This window comes from Lyngbya sp. CCY1209 (genome assembly GCF_055795065.1).
The window spans coordinates 1-4,407 of record NZ_JAYFER010000226.1 but is presented as its reverse complement, the minus strand read 5'-3'; the positions used below and the strand labels follow the sequence as shown (position 1 = coordinate 4,407).

Annotated in this window: 4 protein-coding genes; 3 read left to right on the top strand and 1 reads right to left on the bottom strand. The window is 56.2% G+C overall.

The features are described 5' to 3' along the window. The first annotated feature begins 379 nt into the window (after window positions 1-379). Together AC0QHF_RS05020 and AC0QHF_RS05015 are read left to right on the top strand one after the other, a co-directional pair. Window positions 380-784: a hypothetical protein gene (locus tag AC0QHF_RS05020; RefSeq protein ID WP_324703090.1), complete on the top strand. Its 405-nt coding sequence runs from the start codon at window positions 380-382 to the stop codon at window positions 782-784. Between the two features lie 5 nt (window positions 785-789). Next, a complete protein-coding gene (locus AC0QHF_RS05015) occupies window positions 790-2,055 on the top strand; it encodes a glutamate-5-semialdehyde dehydrogenase (RefSeq protein WP_324703089.1) in 1,266 nt (421 codons plus the stop codon). Between the two features lie 58 nt (window positions 2,056-2,113). Here the strand turns inward: AC0QHF_RS05015 and AC0QHF_RS05010 are convergent, their stop codons facing one another. Further along, entirely contained in the window at window positions 2,114-2,929 is an 816-nt protein-coding gene (locus AC0QHF_RS05010) for an acyl-CoA desaturase (RefSeq protein WP_324703088.1), read from the bottom strand. 76 nt (window positions 2,930-3,005) lie between these two features. Between AC0QHF_RS05010 and AC0QHF_RS05005 the strand changes: the two genes are divergently transcribed. Beyond that, window positions 3,006-4,241, top strand: a complete 1,236-nt coding sequence (locus tag AC0QHF_RS05005) for a methionine gamma-lyase family protein (RefSeq protein ID WP_324703087.1) — start codon at window positions 3,006-3,008, stop codon at window positions 4,239-4,241. The last annotated feature ends 166 nt before the right edge of the window (window positions 4,242-4,407 follow it).

The window sequence follows — 4,407 nt, the reverse complement described above, 5'->3', positions numbered from 1 at the left end:
GAGCCGTGTGAGGTGAAAGTCTCATGCACGGTTCTGAATGGGAGGGGGAGAAGGTGACTTCTCTCTCGACCCCTAATGCTCAATTAGACGGTTCAAGTCCGCTGGGCTCCATTCTCCAAGGAACCCCATTCAGAATCCGGCTCCCGATCCGGCGCGATCGCCGGACCGAGGTTTTTCTCAGGTTTCCTCTCTCCTTCGAGAGTGGCCAAATTCTGAAGAAAGTCGCTATGATCTCGAAGATGGACAGAACGTTCGGGTTGTGTCCGAGGCCCTGGGAAACTGATGTTTGACAAGGCCGAAGAGGTGAGTATGATCCAGTAAGGAGCCATTCATTTCAACCTCCCCCATATCGCAACTTATATTTAAACAACGATCGGCTGTGCCATCTTCAAAAGCCCAGAAAATTGACCTGAATGATGAGTATCCCTGTCCCTGTCGGCGGCGGGGGAAACTCGTCCCGATTACCCTGACAGATGCCTTCGGCTGCGATCGCTGTCAGCAAATTTTCGTCGTTGACGAAAGCGGGTACTCCCTGGAACAACTCTCCACCCACTATCCCTACAAACAGGTGTGGCGGTGGACCGGCCACCAGTGGAACCGGGCCACCCCCGGCCTGCGATCGCACTACCTGCCCCTCGCCCTGGGGATGCTGCTGGTGCCCCTGGTGATTTGGTTGCCCCTGGCGATGTACTCCCCCGGACCCAACATCTTGCTTTGGGCGATGGTGGCCGTTATGCTGGCGATGTTGCCCGCACTCATGGTTTGGCTCGCTTACAGGCGTTAAGCTCAATGATCATCGACGATTTCAGCGCTTCCCCCGCCCCCATCAATCCGGTTCGTCGGGCTTACTCCGCCAGCCTCGAACTGGCACAAGTCTCGGGAGAGGCTCGAAGTCGGGCGCTGCGGGTGATGGCCGACGCCCTGCGGCGCAGACAGAACGACATTCTGGAAGCCAACACCCTGGATCTGGAAGCCAGCCGGGAAATGGGGGTTCCGGAACTGATCGGAGAGTGGCTGAAACTGACGCCGAAACGCCTGGAAACCACCGTCGAGATCCTGAAACGGCTGGGCGACCTCCCCGACCCCATCGGGCGGGTGATGAGCGCCCCCTACCAACTCGAACAGTGCCAGGGCTACCGCCAATTCATCCCCCTGGGCACGATCGCCCTCATTTACGAAGCCTTTCCCGAACTGGGGGCGATCGCGGCTGGATTTTGCCTGAAAACGGCGAACAGCTTGATTTTGATGGGGGGCAGCGAGGCCAACTATTCCAACCAGACCCTCGCCGAAACCCTCCAGTCGGCCCTGGAAGACGTGGGGATGCCGCCGGGATGTCTGGAGGCCATCCCCGCCGACTCCGACCACCCCATCTCCAACCTGGTCACCCAAGACCGCCACATCAATCTCGTCATCCCCTACGGACGCCCCCAACTCATCCAACAGGTCGTCAACCAGGCCACCGTCCCGGTACTCAAATCGGCGATGGGGAATTGTTACCTCTACTGGTCTGCCACAGCCAACGTCGATCTAGCCCGGTGGATGATCCTCGAAAGCCATCGGAGCGAACCCGACCCGGTGAACGCGATCGAAAAAGTCCTCATCGACCCCAACCAAAAGACCTCCTCCCTAGTGCGGCTGTGGAACAGTCTGCGGGAGGAGGGGTTTGAACTGCGCGGCGACCGGCAACTGGTTGAGGACTTTCCCGAACTGACCTTGGCCGAATTCGCCGAATGGTCCAATCCCTACCTGAGCAAAACCGTCGCGTTCCGATTTGTCGAAAACCTCGAAGATGCGATCGCCTGGATGAACCAGTACAGCAGCAACCACGCCAACTGCCTCGCCACCGAATCCTACAGCGAAAGCCGTCAATTCGCCCAAAACGCCAACAGCGCCCTCTCCTTCATCAACACATCCCCCCGATTTTCGCGCCATCAAAACCGGGGGGATGCCATTTTTTTGGGAATGTCGAATCAGAAAGGATACCGACGCGGACTGATCAGCCTGGAAACCCTCACCACCCTCAAACACGTCGTCCAAGGCAACGGTAAGGTATGACAATGAACAATTAATAATTAACAATTATTAATTATTAATGATCAATGATCAATTCTTCTCACTCTGCCGCCACCAGTTTGACATTTTTCGCCAAACCCAGGATTTGCAACAGTCGGATCGTCATCCAAGTCAGGTCAATTTCCCACCATTTCAAGCCGTGGCGGGCCGAATATTGGTAAGCGTGGTGGTTGTTGTGCCAGCCTTCGCCGTAGGTGACGAGGGCCACCCACCAGCAGTTTTTCGAGTGGTCTTTGGCATCGTAGGTCTCATAGCCAAACTTGTGGGTGGCGCTGTTGACAAACCAGGTGCAGTGGAAGACGGCGACGATGCGGAAAAAGATTCCCCACACCACGAACGGCCAGCCACCGAGCAGGTAGAGGACGATACCCAAAGCAATCTGAATCGGAACAAAATAGTTTTGTAAGAACTGGTAAACCGGATCTTGATTGATGTCTTTGGTGAAACGGGGAACATCGGAATCGGCGGGGATATCCCAGAGCATCCAGCCCATGTGACTCCACCAGAAACCCTTATTGGAATCGTGGGGATCTAGGGGTTGGTCCGAGTACAGGTGGTGGATGCGGTGCAACCCGACCCACTGGATCGGCCCCCCCTGGCAAGCCAAGGAGCCGCAGAACGCGAAAAAGTATTCCAGCCACTTGGGCGTTTCAAAGCTGCGGTGCGTGATCAGGCGGTGGAATCCCAATGTAATTCCCAAGCCACCCGTGACCCAGTGCAGAAAAATGGCCACACCGATCGCGGCCCAGCTAAAATTACTCGGCAGCAGCACGAACAGCGCGCCGATATGGAGAAATGCCATAAAGCCGATGGTGACCCAGTCGGGCTTGAGTTTGGTTTCGGTTGCAATCGTCATGAATATCAGGTTGATTAACGGACGAGTCCCATTGGCGTCATAATATGCAGCGCCCACATCGAGCATGAGTCAGGTGATGAAACACAGCACTGAGCAGCTACATCAAGCGCAACAGGCACTATCCCCGATTTTTTCTGGAATTGACGCGCAGGTCAAGCACAATCTCGGTCGAGTTTTGGATGCTTTCCGTCGATATCGGGTAGGAACCCATCATTTTGCCGGTGTTTCGGGCTACGGACACGACGATCTGGGTCGTCAGACTTGCGATCGCGTATTTGCCGACGTTATGGGGGCCCAAGCGGCTGCGGTACGAGTGCAGTTCGTTTCCGGAACTCACGCGATCGCCTCGGCCCTGTTCGGTTGCCTGCGCCCGGGAGATGAGATGCTGGCCGTGGCCGGTTCTCCCTACGACACCCTCGAAGAGGTGATCGGTTTGCGCGGAAACGGTCAGGGTTCCCTAATAGAGTTTGGCATAGATTATCGCGAATTGGGTTTATCTGCGGATGGAGATCTGGATTGGCCGGCCTTGGAAACAGCCATTTCTCCCCGCACCCGCCTGGTGTTGATCCAGCGTTCCTGCGGATATTCGTGGCGATCGAGTCTTTCCATCGCCGATATCGAAAAGATCGTCCGCATCGTCAAACGGCAAAATCCCGACACGATCTGTTTCGTCGATAACTGCTATGGCGAATTCGTCGAAGACCGGGAACCCCCGGCTGTCGGGGCGGATTTGATCGCCGGTTCCCTGATCAAAAATCCCGGCGGCACTATTATGACGGCGGGGGGCTACGTCGCCGGACGCGCAGATCTCGTCGAAGCGGCCGCCTGTCGCCTCACTGCCCCCGGTATCGGCAGCAGCGGGGGGGCCACCTTCGATCAGAACCGATTGCTGTTCCAGGGCCTATTTCTCGCCCCTCAGATGGTGGGGGAAGCCCTGAAGGGAAATCACCTGACGGCCTCCGTTTTCGACCAACTCGGCTACCGGGTCAACCCCGCACCGATGGTCCCGAGGCGAGATCTGATCCAGGCGATCGAATTGCGATCGCCGGAACGCCTGATCGCCTTCTGTCGGGCAATTCAGCAATATTCCCCCATCGGATCTTACCTAGACCCGGTGCCGGCGGAAATGCCGGGATACGAAAGCCAGTTGGTGATGGCGGGGGGGACTTTTATTGATGGGAGTACGTCGGAATTTTCGGCTGACGGACCGCTGCGGGAACCTTATATTGTGTTCTGTCAGGGGGGGACGCACTGGACCCATATTGCGATCGCACTCGAAGCCGCAATTGATGCGATCGGACCGAAGGATTAGAAACCGGGTTTTTATGAACATTTGGCATGGGGATCGAAAAATTGTCTCGAAAAACCCGGTTTCTTCGGTGCGACAGTTTGAGTAGTTTGAGTAGTAGACCGTTTCGGCTAAAATGAGGCAAAATTCAAAATGTAGCACAGGCATCTTGCCTGTGGATTCAGATCGG